The 16,651-nt window shown below is 62.6% G+C and carries 14 protein-coding genes and 1 pseudogene; 8 read left to right on the top strand and 7 right to left on the bottom strand.

Translation table 11 applies throughout. From position 1 onward, the window contains the following. The 6 genes and pseudogenes from M3484_RS12625 to M3484_RS12650 form a co-directional block, all read right to left on the bottom strand. Nucleotides 1-523, bottom strand: a pseudogene (locus M3484_RS12625) (N-ethylammeline chlorohydrolase); the annotation flags it as partial. 50 nt (nt 524-573) lie between these two features. After that, nucleotides 574-1,488, bottom strand: a complete 915-nt coding sequence (locus M3484_RS12630; protein WP_249497142.1) for an ABC transporter permease — start codon at nt 1,486-1,488, stop codon at nt 574-576. 3 nt (nt 1,489-1,491) lie between these two features. Then, complete coding sequence (locus M3484_RS12635; RefSeq protein ID WP_249497143.1) at nt 1,492-2,442, bottom strand: ABC transporter permease; 951 nt, start codon at nt 2,440-2,442, stop codon at nt 1,492-1,494. Between the two features lie 100 nt (nt 2,443-2,542). Further along, nucleotides 2,543-4,138 (bottom strand): ABC transporter substrate-binding protein, encoded by a 1,596-nt coding sequence (locus M3484_RS12640; RefSeq protein ID WP_249497144.1) that lies wholly within the window; start codon nt 4,136-4,138, stop codon nt 2,543-2,545. Between the two features lie 55 nt (nt 4,139-4,193). Beyond that, nucleotides 4,194-5,177 (bottom strand): oligopeptide/dipeptide ABC transporter ATP-binding protein, encoded by a 984-nt coding sequence (locus M3484_RS12645; protein ID WP_249497145.1) that lies wholly within the window; start codon nt 5,175-5,177, stop codon nt 4,194-4,196. 1 nt (nt 5,178) lies between these two features. After that, nucleotides 5,179-6,156 carry an ABC transporter ATP-binding protein gene (locus M3484_RS12650; RefSeq protein WP_249497146.1) on the bottom strand — a complete coding sequence of 326 codons (978 nt, stop codon included), beginning with the start codon at nt 6,154-6,156 and terminating at the stop codon, nt 5,179-5,181. 449 nt (nt 6,157-6,605) lie between these two features. On the opposite strand from M3484_RS12650, the gene M3484_RS12655 reads away from it, so the two are divergent. From M3484_RS12655 to M3484_RS12665, 3 genes are all read left to right on the top strand, one after another. After that, nucleotides 6,606-7,982, top strand: a complete 1,377-nt coding sequence (locus M3484_RS12655; RefSeq protein ID WP_249497147.1) for an aminotransferase-like domain-containing protein — start codon at nt 6,606-6,608, stop codon at nt 7,980-7,982. Between the two features lie 220 nt (nt 7,983-8,202). Beyond that, nucleotides 8,203-8,994, top strand: a complete 792-nt coding sequence (locus tag M3484_RS12660) for an enoyl-CoA hydratase-related protein (RefSeq protein WP_249497148.1) — start codon at nt 8,203-8,205, stop codon at nt 8,992-8,994. 115 nt (nt 8,995-9,109) lie between these two features. Further along, a complete protein-coding gene (locus M3484_RS12665) occupies nt 9,110-10,603 on the top strand; it encodes a 3-hydroxyacyl-CoA dehydrogenase (protein ID WP_249497149.1) in 1,494 nt (497 codons plus the stop codon). A 36-nt stretch (nt 10,604-10,639) separates the two neighbouring features. Here the strand turns inward: M3484_RS12665 and M3484_RS12670 are convergent, their stop codons facing one another. Beyond that, on the bottom strand, nt 10,640-11,383 hold the full coding sequence (locus tag M3484_RS12670; RefSeq protein WP_092904569.1) for an IclR family transcriptional regulator: 744 nt from the start codon (nt 11,381-11,383) through the stop codon (nt 10,640-10,642). Between the two features lie 129 nt (nt 11,384-11,512). On the opposite strand from M3484_RS12670, the gene M3484_RS12675 reads away from it, so the two are divergent. Genes M3484_RS12675 through M3484_RS12695 form a run of 5 tightly spaced genes read left to right on the top strand, consistent with a single transcriptional unit; the run spans nt 11,513 to nt 16,647 of the window. After that, the gene (locus M3484_RS12675; protein ID WP_249497150.1) at nt 11,513-13,045 is read left to right on the top strand and encodes a class I adenylate-forming enzyme family protein; all 1,533 of its coding nucleotides are present in this window, start codon (nt 11,513-11,515) and stop codon (nt 13,043-13,045) included. Continuing rightward, nucleotides 13,042-13,851: an enoyl-CoA hydratase/isomerase family protein gene (locus M3484_RS12680; RefSeq protein WP_092904565.1), complete on the top strand. Its 810-nt coding sequence runs from the start codon at nt 13,042-13,044 to the stop codon at nt 13,849-13,851. Before M3484_RS12675 ends, M3484_RS12680 begins: the two co-directional genes overlap by 4 nt. A 13-nt stretch (nt 13,852-13,864) precedes the next feature. Further along, nucleotides 13,865-15,067 (top strand): 3-oxoadipyl-CoA thiolase, encoded by a 1,203-nt coding sequence (gene pcaF, locus M3484_RS12685; protein ID WP_249497151.1) that lies wholly within the window; start codon nt 13,865-13,867, stop codon nt 15,065-15,067. Continuing rightward, a complete protein-coding gene (locus M3484_RS12690; RefSeq protein WP_249497152.1) occupies nt 15,067-15,846 on the top strand; it encodes an enoyl-CoA hydratase-related protein in 780 nt (259 codons plus the stop codon). The genes pcaF and M3484_RS12690 overlap by 1 nt, the downstream gene beginning before the upstream one ends. Nucleotides 15,847-15,867: 21 nt before the next feature. Next, nucleotides 15,868-16,647 (top strand): SDR family oxidoreductase, encoded by a 780-nt coding sequence (locus M3484_RS12695; RefSeq protein ID WP_249497153.1) that lies wholly within the window; start codon nt 15,868-15,870, stop codon nt 16,645-16,647. Nucleotides 16,648-16,651: the final 4 nt, after the last annotated feature.

The raw sequence follows: 16,651 nt of genomic DNA on the forward strand, positions 1-16,651 counted from the left end.
CGGGCCGGACCACTTCTACGCCGGTCATATAGCAGGGGCCAAGATAGGCACGGATCCCCAGCTCGATGGCGCTGGCGGCAGAATTGGCAAATTCCGCATAGGTTTCCGCCCATTTGCGGTAGAACATCGAGGTGATCGGCAGCGCCGTCGTGATACCATTCCGGATCAGCTGGGCGAAAGCATACTTCATTTTGAAGGTCTGCTCTTCTTCGCTGTACATCTCGATCGGGCCGGATTGCAGATAATCCTCGGGCCAGGTCCGCCCCTTGGCCCAGTCGGGCTGATTGTCGAAGGCCAGCACCGTCGTATCAAGATCGCCAAGCGCATTCAGGTCGATGAAGCCCGGCCCCAGGACGGCATTGCCGCCGTCGATCTCGATATCGACCTGACCCTCGAACGCTTTGCCGACATAGAGGATCGTGTCGCCCCGGAACACCACTTCGCCATTCAGCAAGGTCCGGTGAGAGCGGCCATCCCAGGCGATGACATAGCGGGCACGGATACGGGTGGTGGTCGACGACATGGCTGGTCCTTGGGATTCGATTTCAGAAAGGGGCAGGGCGGCAGGCATGGTCACTTGCGGCGCCTGATCAGCATGAGCCTTGTGCGCGGATCGAGGGAATCGCGCAGCGAATCTCCGAGCAGATTGAACGCCATGACGAGGATGGTGATGGCAAGGCCGGGGACTGCGGCGATATGGGGGGCGTTGAAGATAAAGTTGCGACCCTCACTGGTCATGATGCCCCATTCGGCGGTGGGCGGCTGCACACCAAGGCCAAGGAAGCTCAGCCCGGCGGCGGTGATGACCACGGCGCCGACGATGGTGCAGGAATAGACCACCGACGATGCGATCACATTCGGCATCATCTCGGACAGGATGATCTTGTAGCCCGGCGTTGCCATGGCCCTTGCCGCCTCGACATAGGCCTGATCGCGTTCAAGACAGGCGGCGGCATAGACGACGCGGGTGTTATAGGGGATCAGCGTGACCACCAGCGCGATCATCATATTGCCTATGCCAGGCCCCATAAGCGCTGCCAGCAGAATGGCAAGCAATGCCATCGGGAAGGCGAAAAGCACATCCATCGACCGCATGATCACCGAGCCCGCAACCGGATACCAGGCCCCGAACATCCCCAGCGGCACAGAGATCACCGCGCCGAGCACGACGGGGGTGATGCCGCAAAGCAGCGTGTAGCGGGCGCCATAGATCAGGCGCGAAAGGATATCGCGGCCCTGATTGTCAACGCCGAGCCAGTGGCCGGGCGTGCCGGGCGGGCGCAGGCGCATCGACGGGTCGGCCTCATTCGGAGGCCAGGGTGCAATCCAGGGCGCGAAAACCGCGGCGAGGAAGAAGATCAGAATGATGCCGACCGCAATACGTGCGACCGGATCACCGAGGACGCCGCGCCAGACGAAATAAAGGTTCGAGCGGCGTTTTTCTGCCGGCTGCCTTGCGCGGCCGGTCTCAAGGGACACATCGCTCATGTCTCAGCCTTTCTTGGGGTCAAGCGCGTAAACCGCGATATCTGACAGCAGGTTGCCGATCACGAAGACCACCGCCACGACGAGCACACAGCCCTGGATCATCGGGATGTCGCGTTGCAGGATCGCGTCATAGACCTGCAGGCCGATCCCCGGCCAGTTGAAGATGATTTCGGTGAAAATCACGCCGCCGAACAGATAGCCGATCTGCAGGCCGCCGATACTGGCGAAGGTGGGCAGGGTATTGCGCACCGCGTGGCGCAGAACCAGCTGGCTTTGCTTCAGCCCGCGGGCCTTGCCGGCAAGGATATAAGGCTGCGCCATCACGTCGATCATCCGCGAGCGGGTGACACGGGCCACGACCGCCACCGAGCCCGCCGCAGTCACGGCCGCCGGCAGGATGAGGTGATGGATCAGATCCCAGAACCCACCCGGACTGGCGACATTATACATCCCCGAAATCGGGAAGAGCTTCCATTTGAAGCCAAAGAAATAGAGCATGATGATGCCCAGCCAGAAGGCCGGAAGACTGGCAAGGACCAGTGTGATCACCACCACGACCCGGTCGGTGATGCTGCGGAATTTTGCCCCCGACAGCACCGCCAGCAGAAAGCCGAAGACCAGCACGATGAAAAGGCTGCCCGCCATCAGGATGAGCGAGTTGATGATCTTGGGCCCCAATATCCCGGCGACAGGCAGTTGCTGCGACAGCGAGACGCCGATATCGCCCTGCAAAAGCGCCGTGAACCAGATGCCGTATTGCACGACAAGCGAACGGTCGAGGCCCATCTGCTCGCGCAGGGCCTGAAGCTGTTCCTGCGAGGCCATCCGGCCAAGGATGGAAAGCGCAATATCCCCCGGCACCAGCTGGACCGCGAGAAAGACGATGATGGTGACGCCGATCAGGACCGGGATCGCGGACAGCATCCGCATGAAGGTGAACTGGAGGATTTGCATGAAGACTTTCTCTTGCCTGCCTGTCCCCCGTTTCCGGACGATTGCCGGAGACACTATGTCCGGAAACGGGGGCGCGATCTGAAGACCGGTTCGGCGCGGCTTACTCCTTGACGATGGAGGTCAGATCGAACCAGTGCTGCGGGGCAAGCCGGAAGTCTTTGATGCCCGGAACCGCGACATAGACGGAATTCGTCGCGAAATAGCTTGAGAAAGCCATGTCTTCGGCCACGATATCGCGGGCTTCCTGCAATTTGGCGACCATCTCCTCTTCCGAGCCGGCAGCGCGCGCTTCACTCAGCAGCCGGTCCATCTCAGGGTTGTCGTAATAGCCGGAATTGCAGCAGTTCGGCGGCATCACAGTGGTCGGGAGCAGCTGGTCAAGCCAGGAGAAGGTGCTTTCCCCCCAGGAGGCCGAGGTGATCCCGGTACCGTCGCGCATCCCCGCCGACATCATATCCCAGAAGGCATTGTTGTCGAACATCTCGATTTTGGCGCGGATCCCGACCTTTGCCCAGTCGCGCTGCAGCCATTCCGCATCGCCTTTGGTATTCACATCGGCGCCGCCGCCGAAGGTCCAGTCCATTCTGGTGTCCAGCCCGTCGGGATAGCCGGCCTCGGCCAGCAGCGCCTTCGCGCCTTCCGGGTCATAATCGCAATCGCGGAAGTCCGGATCATAACCGGGGCCGCCGGGATTCAGCACGCCCCAGGTCGGCTGCGCATATCCCATGCGCTGATAAAGCGCCATTTCCTCGCGATTGATCGCCATACAGGCCGCTTTGCGCACCCGCACATCCTTAAAGATTTCGTCCTTTGTATTGAACCACATGACGTAGATCATCGGGGACGGCCCGGTGATCAGCTGAAGCCCCTGAGCTTCGAGCATTGCGATGGAATCCGGCGAGGGTGTGCCGATGATATCGACCTCGCCGGACATGATCGCGAGTTCGCGGGTCGAGACTTCCGGCATCGCGCGCAGGATGATGCGGTCGGTTTTCGGGATCCGCTCCGGGTTCCAGTAATCGGGGTTCTTTGCGATGGTGACGCGTTCCCCGGGCACCCGCTCGACGAATTTGAAAGGCCCCGTCCCGATCGGGTTCTGCTCGATCCCGTCATTGCCGAAAGTCGCCACCGCCGTCGGAGAGACCATGCGCGGCGACCCGGACCCACCCGCCGTCAGACGGCGCAGAAACTCGGCATTCGGCTGGGTGAGCGTGATGGTGAACGTATAGGGGTCAACGACCGCGTAGCTTTCCAGATCGCCCCAGACCCAGCCCATCAGCCCCGGAGAGGCCGGCACGAAATACTCGAAATCAGGGTTGGTCATGCGGTCGAGATTGAACTTTGCCGCATCGGCATTCCACTCGCTGCCGTCGTGGAATTTTACGCCCTTGCGCAGATGGAACGTATAGGTCCTGCGGTCGTCCGAGATTTCCCAGCTCTCGGCCAGGGCGGGGACAATCTCGGGAACGGCGTCGCCGCCTTTCGTCAGATCTTCCTCGACAAAGGTCTCGTAGACATGGCGGATCACTTTAAAGGTGTTCCAGGTTCGCGCCGCTGCCGGGTCCATACGGCTGAAATCTGCCTCGACCCCCATGACGATGGTGCTTTCAGCCAGTGCCGGGCTGAACCCGGCCATGAGACCCAGAAGCGCGGTGGAGGCGATCCCTCGCCGCAGGCCTTTGACAAAAATTGACATTCCAGTGCTCCTGTTGGGATTTTGTTTTGTTGGTTTTTTGTTGTTTTTTTTGGGGTCAGGCGGTGGCGGGGTACAGAAGACAGGCCACGCTGCGCTGATCATGCAGGGTTCTGAGCGCGGGCATTGCCCGGGCGCATTCGGGCATCCGTTGCTGGCAGTTCGAGACATAGGGGCAGCAGGGGCCGGACATGGCGGGGGCCGCCGATTCCAGATCTTCCGCGCGCTCGGCCGCCGCTTCCCAGCGATTGTCGCGCCTGAGGTGCAACACGGTACCCAGAAAATCCTGGGTGAACGGGTGCATGGGCTGACGGTACACCTGATCGCTCTCGCCGGTTTCCAGCAGCTTGCCGCGATACATCACCATGGTGCGGTCGCAAAACTGCCGGACGATTTTCAGATCATGCGAGACAAAGAGGAATGTCAGCCCGAGTTTGGCCTGGAGATCCCTGAGAAGCGTCAGGATCTGCGCCTGGATCGAGACATCCAGCGCCGAGACGGGCTCGTCGAGGAAGAGGAATTCCGGCTCCAGCGTCAGCGCCCGCGCGATGGCGATCCGCTGGCATTGTCCGCCGGAAAACTCATGCGGATAGCGGTAAGCCTGCCCGGGATCGAGCCCGACCAGCTGCAAAACCTCATCGACCCGCGCCTGCACCTCATCCGCACGCATCCCGAAATTCAAAAGCGGCCTGGCCACATTCTCAGCGACCGTCCGCCTTGGGTTCAGCGATTGCAGCGGGTCCTGAAACACGATCTGCGCCCGCCGCCGGTGCAGCCGCAACTCGGCGGGGCCGAAGCTGCGCAGATCGGCACCATCATAGGTGATGCTGCCGCTGTCGGCCTCGATCAGACGCAGGATCATCCGGCCCAGCGTTGATTTGCCCGAGCCGGACCCGCCGACACAGCCAAGGATCTCGCCTTTGCGGATATTGATCGAAATATCGCTGACCGCAGGGTTTTCTGAGATCTCGCGCCTCAGGAACGAGCCCCGCCTGACGCGGAAGGTTTTCGACAGATTGCGGATTTCAATCAGGTTTTTCACTTCAGACCTCGGCAAAATGGCATCTGACGAAGCGCTCGTCGGCAAGGCCGCGCCAGTCCGGAACCTCTGCGCGGCAAATCGCTTCGGCGCGGCCACAGCGGGGCGCGAACCGGCATCCTTTCGGCGCCAGGGCGAGATTGGGCGGCTCACCCTCGATTGACCGCCACTCGGCTGTCGGCTCGTCGGGGTCCGGGATCGCGGCGATCAGGGCCTGGGTATAGGGGTGTTTCGGATCGCTCAGCAGCGCATCAATCGGCGCCGATTCCTGGATATGCCCGCCATACATGACCAGAACCCGTGTCGCGACCGCTGCAACCACGCCCATATCATGGGTGATGATGACAATCGGCAATCCCGTGCTCAGGCTGCGTCGCTTCAGCAGCAAAAGGATGCGCGCCTGAACCCCCACATCCAGCGCGGTGGTCGGCTCATCGGCGATCAGGATCTCGGGCTTGCAGGCCAGTGTCATCGCAAGCGCGATCCGCTGGCACATCCCGCCCGACAGCTGATGCGGGTAGCTTGCCATGACACGATCAGCCTCGTTAAAGCCGACCTGGTTCAGCGACAGGATGGCCGCCTCGCGGGCCGCGGCTTTGCTGAGCCCGGGTTCATGACGTCGCAGCGTTTCGATCAGCTGCGCGCCAATGGTGAAAGAAGGGTCAAGCGAGGCGCGCGGGTTCTGAAAAATCGTCCCGATCCGCCGCCCCCTGACCTCGGCCATCTGCTTTTCGCTGAGACCCAGCAGATCAAGCCCTCTGAGATTTACCGTCCCGCCAAGATAGATCGCCGGCGGTGTGCTGATCAGACGGGCCAGCCCCATCGAGGTCACGGTTTTGCCTGAACCTGACTCGCCGATGATGGCGAGAATTTCCCCGGAAGATACCGAAAAGCTTATATCTTCAGTTGCGACGACAGTTCCGTTTGGCGTGGCAAAGCCTACAGAAAAGCCGTTCACCTCAAGTATGGGTGCGTCCGTCATCTACCTGTCCGAGTGAATTTGTCACCCGAACTTATTCGGAAGTTGAAGAGTTATTATGTCGAAATTTAATAAACATATATCAACAAATGAGGCCAATCATTCCCGCCAGATCTGGTGCAGTCTGCGGCGGTCCTGAGGTGGCGACCAGGGTGATGGGGACCAGATGCGGCGCGCGAGGCTGCGCTCTGTGGTTCAGAATACCGCTTTTCCCGACCGAGCCTGGCGCATCTCCACATCTGACGAAACATGGCATTTCACCGGGGTTACAGATGTGCCGCCCTGCACGACAGCCATCCCTGGTTCGCCGCTGCGCGCAACATGCGGGCAGGCGGCAGGCCAGCATTCGGCGTGCCGGGTGAGGGCGGAGCTGTGCGCGGATATCATCTTGCCGCGCCGCCATACAATGACATAAATTGTATGCGTGCAATCATGGGCAGCAGAGGCGGAGCATGTGGACCCCCTGGATCACCGATGGCGCGAGACTGAAATATCTCGGTATCGTCGAGGCGCTTGAAGCGGATATTCGCGCCGCAAGGATCGGGCCGGGCGAGCGGCTGCCGCCACAGCGCAGCATTGCCGAACAGCTGGGCGTGGATCTGACCACCGTGACCCGTGCCTTCAACGAAGCGCGCCGCCGACGGCTTGTGGCCGCCCAGGCCGGGCGCGGGACTTTCGTGCGCGATGATCCGGCCGAATTCTTCCCCGACGAACCCGCGCCGGTGCTGGATCTGAGCATGAATATCCCGCCTCAGCCCGAGGGGGTCGATTTCCGCAAACTGATCCCGCAGGGGCTGGCTGCGATCCTCAATGGCCCGCGTGGCGGGCTGAGCCTGCAATATCAGGAAAGCAGCGGCGGCATGGCAGACCGGATCGCCGCGACGCAGTGGCTCTCGCGGCGCCATGGGGCGCTGTCGCATGACCGGGTGCTGGTCACCGCCGGGGCGCAATCGGCGCTGTCCGCGCTGACCGATCTGCTGGTTCCACCGGGGGGGCATATCGCCGCCGGCGAGATGACTTATCCCGGGCTGAAGGCCAGCGCGGCGCAGCGTGGCGTGATGATCGACCCGATTGCGATGGATGCCGGCGGGCTGATCCCCGATGACTTCCGCCGTCTGTGCGAGGCGCGGGCGCCGCATGCGCTCTATGTCACGCCCAGCATCGACAACCCCACAACCGCCACCCTGCCCGAGGCGCGGCGCATCGCGATTGCAGAGATCGCGCGCAAATACAGCGTCGCCATCATCGAAGATGACCCATATGCGCCTTTGCGCGCCCAACAGCTGCCGTCTTTCCTTGCGCTGGCGCCGGATCTGACCTGGCATCTGGCCACGCTGTCGAAATCGGTCACGCCTGCATTGCGGGTGGCCTATGTCGTGGCGCCTGATCCGGCGCGGGCCTTGCGGCTGGCTTCGGTTCTGCGGGCGACTGTCCTGATGGCGCCGCCGCTTCTGGCCAGTCTTGCGACCCGCTGGCTGCGCGAAGGCGTGGTGGATGAGATCGCCGCTGCGATCCGTGCCGAGAACCGCACCCGTCAGACCCTGGCGGCCGAGGCCTTCCGGGGGGCCGATTTCCGCGCTGACCCCGAGGGCCATCACCTCTGGCTGAGCCTGCCGCCGCATTGGCGGGCGACGGACTTTGCCGAACATGCCGACCGCGCCGGTGTCTCGATCGTGCCGGCCTCGGCCTTTGCGACCGGCGAACATGTCTCGGCGCATGTGCGGATCTCGCTTGGCGTGGCGCCAGACCGGGGCGTGCTTGAAGAAGGGTTGCAGCAGCTGGCCGGGCTGATGCAGCGGCCAGCGGGGGCTGTGCGGGCCGTGGTCTGATCGCAGCCGTGGTTCTTCCGGTACGGGCTTTGACAGGGAGCATAGTCGGGTTGTTTTCATCTGCACCTCCGAGCTGCGCGCCGGATCTTTGCTTGCCAGTGCATCGGTCATGCCGCGCGCCGGGGGATTGTTTTCCGCAGTGCGGAAGGCATCATCTTGCAGCCGGATCGGCTTTGCCCCACCCCTGAAAGCCGGAACCCATCCGCAAAGCGAGCCAGAGATGTCGCAAGAGCCCGTGCTGTCGTCCCTTGATCAGGGTGTGCTGCTGGTCGAGCTGAACCGCCCCGAGCGGATGAATGCCTTCACCGAAGAAAGTCATCTGCGGCTGCGCGAGATCCTCGCGCGCGCGGCTGAAGATCACGCTGTGCGGGCCGTGCTCCTGACCGGACGTGGCAAAGGATTTTGCGCGGGACAGGATCTTAACAACCGCGATCCCCGCCAGCCGGGGCCGCGCAGCGATCTCGGCCAGTCGCTGGGCCGGTTTTACAACCCGACCATCCGCGCCCTCCGGGGGCTGCAAAAGCCGGTGATCTGCGCAATGAACGGGGCAGCAGCCGGCGCAGGTGTTGGGCTAGCCCTGGCCTGTGATATTGTTATCGCGGGCGAGAGTGCCAGGTTTGTGCTGTCTTTTTCCAGGCTTGGGCTGGTTCCTGATGCCGGGTCCAGCTGGTGTCTTACCAGACTTCTCGGCGAAGCCCGCGCCAAGGCGCTGTTGCTGACCGGAGAGACGATCCCGGCGCCGCGCGCGGCAGAGCTGGGCCTGATCAGCAAGTCAGTTCCCGATATGGAGCTTGCAGATGAAGCCCGGGCGCTGGCTGGCAAACTGGCCGCAGGCCCGACCCTTGGGCTTGGCCTGATGAAAACGCTTATCCAGGAGGCCGGCGGGCGTGATTTCGACAGCCAGCTGGAGGCGGAACGGCTGGCACAGCAGTGTGCAGGCTTCAGCGATGACTATGCCGAAGGGGTGACCGCCTTCCTCGAGAAACGCCCGGCGCTGTTTCGCGGCAGCTGAGCCCGCCGGGAAGCAGTCCTTCCGCTCTGCGGGACGAAGCCCGGGATATTGGCTTTGACCTTTCGGACACCCTGCGGTCACTGGAGAGCAGAGAAACAGGCTTGCGGAGGCGAGAATGGCAGCGGAACTCCCGTTGAAAATTGGTGTGGTCGGCGCCGGCGCGATGGGGGCGGGGATTGCGGAAACCGCCGCCGCAAGTGGCATTCCTGTCATCCTGACCGATCTGCGGCAGGGGGCGGCTGCCAGCGCCATTGCGGCAATTCTCGCCCGCGCTGCAAAGCGGGTCAGCAGCGGTAAGCTTTCCCAGGGTCAATATGACGCCCTTGCGGGCGCGCTGATCGCCGCCGACAGCCCGGATGCACTGGCAGATTGCGATCTGGTGGTCGAAGCGATCATCGAAGACCCCGCCGCAAAACAGGCTTTGTTTGCCCGGCTGGAGGATCTTCTGGCCCCCGGGGCGCTGATCGCCAGCAATACTTCCTCGCTGCCGATCGGGGTGATCGCGCGCGACCTGAAACATCCGGAGCGCTTCGCGGGGCTGCATTTTTTCAATCCGGTGCCGCTGATGAAACTGGTCGAGGTGATCCCCGGCCCGCGCACCAGCCGTGAAACGATGGAGCGGCTGCTCGCGGTCGCACGCCATCTTGGCAAGGAACCGGTTGAGGTGCGCGACACGCCCGGCTTTCTTGTGAACCATGGCGGGCGGGCCTATCCGACCGAAGCGCTGATGGCGTTGCAGGAGGGGGTGGCCAGCCCGGCTGAAATCGACGCGATCATGCGCGATTGCTGCGATTTCCGCATGGGCCCGTTCGAGCTGATGGATCTGACCGGAATGGATGTGAATTTCACCGTCTGCGAGTTCCTGCATCAGAGCTATTTCGCCGAGCCGCGCCTGCGTTCGACCACCTATCACCGCTATCTGCTGCAGACCGGCCAGCTGGGCCGCAAGACGCAGCAGGGCTTTTACGCCTATCACGATGGCGCCGAACAGCCGTCGGCAGATTTCATCAGCACCGCCGCGCCGGCACAGCAGGTGGTTCTGGCCGAAGATCTGGCTGAGCTGCGTGATTTCGCGGCCTCTCTCGGCTGCCGGGTCGCGGCAGAGGATGATGGTACCAGCCCGGTGCTGGCCTTCCCGGTCGGTGAAGATCTGGCGGGTCATGCAGCCCGTCTTGGCCTGCCGGCCACGCGGCTGGTGGCGGTTGATCTGGCCTTTGACAGCACGCGGCGGGTGGTGCTGATGACCACGGTCGGCGCCGATCCGGCGGTGCGCGATGCGGTGGCTGCGGCGGTGAGTGCAAGCGGGCGCAGGGTCACCGCGATTGCCGATTCCACCGGCTTTGTCGCGCAACGGATCGTTGCGGCAGTGGCCAATCTCGGCTGTGAAATGGCGCAGATGGGGCTTGCCGCGCCTGGCGATATCGACAAGGCCATGCGGCTTGCGATGAATTACCCCTGCGGTCCGCTGGAATGGGTGGATCGGGTTGGCGCGGCACGGATGCTGACAATTTTGCGCAATATGCAGGCGCTCAGCGGCGATGACCGTTACCGCCCGAGCGCCTGGCTGCGGCGGCGCGCGACGCTGGGGCTCGATATCCGCAGCCTGTAAGAAAAAAGGGCGCCGGGACCGCAGCCGGCGCCGCCTTTACAGCAGTTCCTGCACGGTTTCGCGCAGGATGGGGGCGATGATGCCGCGCATATTGGCGACCGAGATCGACCCGGTGGCAAAGGGCACCGTAATCGCGGCCTGTTCATGCGCGGTGCTGATCCCGACCGATACCGCGCTGATGCCACGGCGCCAGGTGTCGCGGCTGAAAGAGACTCCGTCCTTGCAGGCCGCCTCCAATGCCGCATTAAAGGCGGTGACATTGCCATTTTGCTGGGTGAGCTGGCCACGGATCCGGCTGGCAAGCTGGCGCCGCTCTTTCTCGGGCAGGATCGAGAGATAGGCAGGCCCGGCCGCCGAAGTGGCAATCGGCAGCCGCCCGCCCACTGCAAAGCGCACCGCCAGGATATCCGAGCCGGACACAACCTGGACAAAGGTCAGATACATCCCATCGCGCACACAAAGCGCCGCGGTCTGGCCGGTTTTTTCAGCCAGCACCTTCAGCAACGGCGTTGCACGGTCGATCAGGGCAAATCCGGTCAGCACCGAATAGCCGAGATTCAGGCTTTTCGGGGTCAGTTCATAGCTGCGGCCGGTTTCGCTGTGGCGCAGATATCCCAACCGCATAGCGGTATAAGTCAGCCGGCTGATGGTCGAAGGCGGCAGGCCGGTACTTTTTGACAGATCACTGTTCGACATCGGCTTTTTCTGTTTGGACAGCGCCTCGAACAACTGCAGCCCCCGGGCGAATGCTTCGACAAACTGACGATCTTCCTGCGACATCCCTGGCTCCAGTATTCCGCTCTGCGAAATGAATTCCCTGCCTATGGCATTGCAGAATGCCGGATGAAAATCCAGTCTCCGGCGCAAGGGAAATCCGCAAATGCGGGTTCGGAGTAACCTGGAGGGGATATGCTCACCGGTGATATGTTGCGGCGCTCAGCCGAGCGCTTTCCGGAAAAGCGCGCCATTCTGTGGCAGGACAGGTCCATCAGCTATGGCGATCTGGACCGGGAGGCCAGTCGTTTTGCCCATGCCCTTCTGGGCCTTGGTCTTGGCAAGGGCGGCAAGGTCGGCATCCTCAGCCGCAACCGCATCGAATATGGCAGCGTGTTTTTCGGCACCGCCCGCACCGGCGGGGTGATCGTCAATATCTCCGTGCTCTATGCGGCGGAAGAGCTGGCCTATGTGCTGGATAAGGCTGATGTCGAAATTCTGGTCTATGAAGATGTCTTTGCCGCCCGTGTCGCCGAGGCGGCGCAGTCACTGCCAAAGATCCGTCACCTTATCAGCCTCGGCACCGCGCAGCCCGGTGCGCATGATTTCCAGGCCCTGATCGCGGATCAGCCCGATCATGTGCCCGAAGTGGAAATCCACGAGGATGATCCCTTCTGCATGACCTATACCGGTGGCACCACGGGACGGCCGAAGGGGGTGCTGGCAAGCCATCGCAACCGCGTCACCACCGCGCATACGGTGATGCATCACGAGAATATCCAGGAACGCGATGTGGTGGGGATTGTCACCCCGCTGTTCCATGTCGCGGCGCTGAACATCATGTTTCAGCCGGCAGTGCTGGCCGGAGCGACCTGCACCTTCCTGACCAAATGGGACGTGCAGGACTTTGCGCATATGGCGCAGCGCACCGGAATGACTGCCTGTTTCATGGTGCCGACCCAGGTCGCAATGGTGGTCTCGGACCCGAACTTCCAGGCCTCGAATTATGTGCAATGGGAAAAGCTTGCCTTTGCCGGTGCCCCGATGCCCGATTGGGTGCAGCGCGATCTGATGGAAAAGCTGCCCGCGATCAGGCTGACCCAGATCTATGGTCAGTCGGAAGTGGGGGTGATCACCACCCTTGGCCACTGGCATCTGCCCGAGCGTCTCGGCTCCATCGGCCAGCAGGCTTATAATGTCGATCTTGCGGTCGTGGACCCCGATGGCAATGCCGTGGCGCCGGGGGTGATCGGCGAGCTGGTTTCACGCGGCGCGAATGTCATGCTGGAATATTACAACGAGCCGGAACAGACCGCGAAGTTCTTCCGGCATGGCTGGGGCTGGACCGGCGATCTGGCGGTGATGGACGAGGCGGGCTTTGTCACCCTCGTTGACCGCTCGAAAGACATGATCATTTCGGGTGGTGAGAACATCTATCCCAAAGAGATCGAGAACGCGATTTTCGGCCTCGACGCCGTGGCGGAATGCGCGGTCTTTGGCATTCCCGATGATAAATGGGGTGAGGTGCCGGCAGCCTATATCCTGCTCAAGGCCGGGTCGGTGCTGGAAACCGAAACCGTTGTCGCGCATTGCGAGAAGACCCTGGCGCGGTTCAAACGTCCGCGCATTGTCACTTTCGTCGAAAGTTTCCCTAAGACGCCGATTGGCAAAATCCAGAAGAACCTACTGCGAGAGCCCTTTTGGGCGGGCCGGGAGAAGAACATATGAGCCTCGATATCACCACCTATAAGCGGCTGAAATTCGACTGGCCGGATGCCGGTATTCTGCGCATTACCATGGACAATCCGGGCCGCCTGAACTCGGCCGACCGGATCATGCATGGCGAGTTGTGCCGGGTCTGGCGCGATATCGACGCTGCCGATGATGTTCGCAGCGTCATCATTCGCGGCGCGGGCGAGGCCTTCTCATCTGGGGGCGATCTCGACCTCGTCAAAGAGATGACCGAGGATTTCACCACGCTCACCCGGGTGTGGAAGGAAGCGCGCGATCTGGTCTACAATATCATCAACTGCTCAAAGCCGATTGTGTCTGCGATGCAGGGGCCGGCGGTCGGGGCTGGTCTGGTGGCTGGTCTGCTGGCCGATGTCTCGATTGCCTCGAAGACCGCGCGCATCATTGATGGCCATACAAGGCTTGGCGTGGCTGCGGGTGATCACGCGGCTATCGTCTGGCCGCTGCTCTGCGGTCTTGCCAAGGCCAAATATTACCTGCTGCTCTGTGAATCCGTTTCGGGCGAAGAGGCCGAGCGGATCGGGCTGATCTCGCTGGTCACCGAAGATCACGAATTGCATGACAAGGCGCTGGAGGTTGCGCGCAAACTGGCCAAGGGCTCGCCAAGCGCGATCCGCTGGACAAAATATGCGCTCAACAACTGGCTGCGCATGGCGGGCCCCACCTTCGACACTTCGCTGGCGCTGGAATTCATGGGCTTTTGTGGCCCGGATGCGCGCGAAGGGCTGGCATCTCTGAAGGAAAAGAGACGCCCGAATTTCGACCAGGACTGCCCGCTCTGAGGATCATGTGACCATGAGAGAAGCTTTTATCTGCGCCGGGGTTCGGACCCCGATCGGGCGCTTTGGCGGCGCTTTGGCGACAATCCGGCCCGATGATATGCTGGCGCTTGTGCTGGCAGAGGTCGTGGCACGCGCGCCGGGCCTGGACCCGCTGGAGATTGACGATGTGTTCACCGGCTGCGCCAATCAGGCGGGCGAAGACAATCGCGACGTGGCCCGGATGGGGGTGCTGCTGGCCGGCCTGCCGCAATCCGTGCCAGGAACCACGCTGAACCGGCTTTGCGGCTCGGGGCTGGATGCGGTGGGGCTCGCGGCGCGCTCCATTCTTGCGGGCGATGCCGAGGTGATTATCGCCTCGGGCACCGAAAGCATGACGCGCGCGCCCTTCGTACAGGGCAAGGCTGAAACCGCCTTCTCGCGGCAGGCCGATATCTACGACACCACAATTGGCTGGCGCTTTGTCAACCCGGTGCTGAAACGGCAATATGGTGTCGATTCCATGCCGGAGACGGCCGAGAATGTCGCCGGACGCTTTGGAATTTCCCGCGAGGATCAGGACGCTTTCGCCCTGCGCAGCCAGCAGCGGGTGGCGGCCGCCCAGGCGGCGGGTGGCTTTGACGATGAAATCCTCCCGGTCAGCATCGCACAGCGCAAAGGTGATCCGGTGGTGTTCAGTCGCGACGAACATCCGCGCCCGACCACGCTGGAGGCGCTGGCAAAACTGCCAGCCCCGTTCCGCGAGGGGGGTTCGGTCACCGCAGGCAATGCCAGCGGCGTCAATGACGGGGCGGCGGCGGTGCTCGTCGCCTCGGCAGCAGCGGTAAAACGCTTCGGCCTGACGCCGATGGCACGGATCACCGGGCTGGCAACTGCCGGGGTCGAGCCGGCGATCATGGGAATGGGGCCGGTTCCGGCCAGTCAGAAACTGATGGCGCGGCTGGGGCTGTCCATCGCGGATTTCAGCCGGATCGAGCTGAATGAGGCTTTTGCCGCGCAAAGCCTTGCCTGTCTGCGCCAGCTTGGCCTTCCCGATGATGCCGCACATGTCAATCCGCTGGGTGGTGCAATTGCCCTTGGCCATCCGCTGGGGATGTCGGGCGTGCGTCTGGCCCTCACCGCTGCGCTCGGGCTGCACAAGGCCGGCAGCGGCCGTGCATTGGCCACCATGTGCGTCGGTGTCGGTCAGGGCATTGCCCTCGGGCTTGAGGCAGTATGATGACAGAGAAAAATGATCTGGTGCTGGTCGAGGATCTGGGTGCGGTGGTCGTGCTGCGCCTCAATCGTCCCGAAGTGCTGAATGCGCTGAACATGCCGCTGCGCCGCCAGCTTGCGACAATCTTTGAAGGCCTTACAGATGGAGGCACCCTGCGCGCAGTGGTGCTGACCGGCGATGAGAAATCCTTCGCGGCGGGGGCAGATATTGCCGATATGGCGCAGATCGACAGTGTCGATATGTATCTGCGCCATACCGAGCGGCTCTGGGAAGCGGTGGCCCGCTGCCCGGTGCCGGTGATCGCAGCGGTCAATGGCTTTGCGCTTGGCGGCGGTATGGAGCTTGCGATGCATGCCGATATCATTATCGCCGGAAAATCCGCACGCTTCGGTCAGCCAGAGGTTAAGGTCGGCATCATGCCAGGCGCAGGTGGCACCCAGAGGCTGACCCGCGCGGTTGGTAAATTCAAGGCGATGCGGCTTTGCCTGACCGGCGAGATCATTGACGCAGACGAGGCCTCGGCAATGGGGCTGGTCAGCGAAGTTGTCGAAGATGACCAGGTCTTCGATCACGCCATGGGGCTGGCACGGCGGATCGCCGGCCTGCCACCTATCGCGGTCAATCAGGTCAAAGAGGTTATCCTGCACGGTCAGGATGCCTCGCTTTCTGCGGCACTCGCGCTGGAGCGCAAGGCGCTGCAGATTCTGTTCTCGACGCAGGATAAATTTGAAGGCATGGCCGCCTTCACCGAAAAAAGACGGCCCAGCTATACGGGCCGCTGAACAGCAAAGCGGGAGGAAATCATGGATCTGGGCATTTCGGGTCGGGTGGCGCTGGTGCTGGGCGGCAGCAAGGGTCTTGCCTATTCAACCGCGCGCCATCTGGCGGCGGCGGGGGTGCGGGTCGTGCTGAATGGCCGCGACGCCGAGGCAGGCGCCGCCGCCGCGGCCGGGCTTGGCCAGGGCGCCTTTTTCGTGCAGGGCGATGTGTCGCAGCCGGGCGTCACCGCCCGGGTCATCGCGGAGGCACAGGCCAGGGCGGGACAGATTTCGATCCTGGTGACCAATGCCGGCGGGCCGCCCACCGGGCGGTTCACCGATCATGATATCGAGACCTGGCGCCAGGCGCTGGAGACCAATATGCTCTCGGCAATATCGGCCACCCAGATGCTGTTGCCCGATATGATTGCGGACGGCTTTGGCCGCATCGTGAACATCACCTCTTTCGCGGTGAAAGAACCCTATCCGAATATGGCGCTGGCCAATTCGGTGCGGGCCGGCCTGACCGGTGCGATGGCGACACTGGCGCGTGAGACCGTCGCGCAGGGGGTGACAGTGAACAATGTTCTGCCAGGTCTGATGGCGACCGGCGCGCTTGATCGTGTCATCCGCGCGAAGGCAAAACGCGAGGGAATCACCGAGACCGAGGCCGCCGCTGCCATGGCCGGATCGGTGCCGGCGCAGCGCCTGGGCACGGCGGAAGACTTCGGTCCGATCGCCGCATTCCTGTGCTCGGTCCATGCCGGATATATCACCGGCCAGAATATCGCGGTGGATGGCGGTCTGACCCGCGGGCTGCTCTGAGGTC

The organism is Pseudomonas sp. GX19020, assembly GCF_023371075.1.
In the GTDB taxonomy this organism is placed as follows: domain Bacteria; phylum Pseudomonadota; class Alphaproteobacteria; order Rhodobacterales; family Rhodobacteraceae; genus Pseudogemmobacter.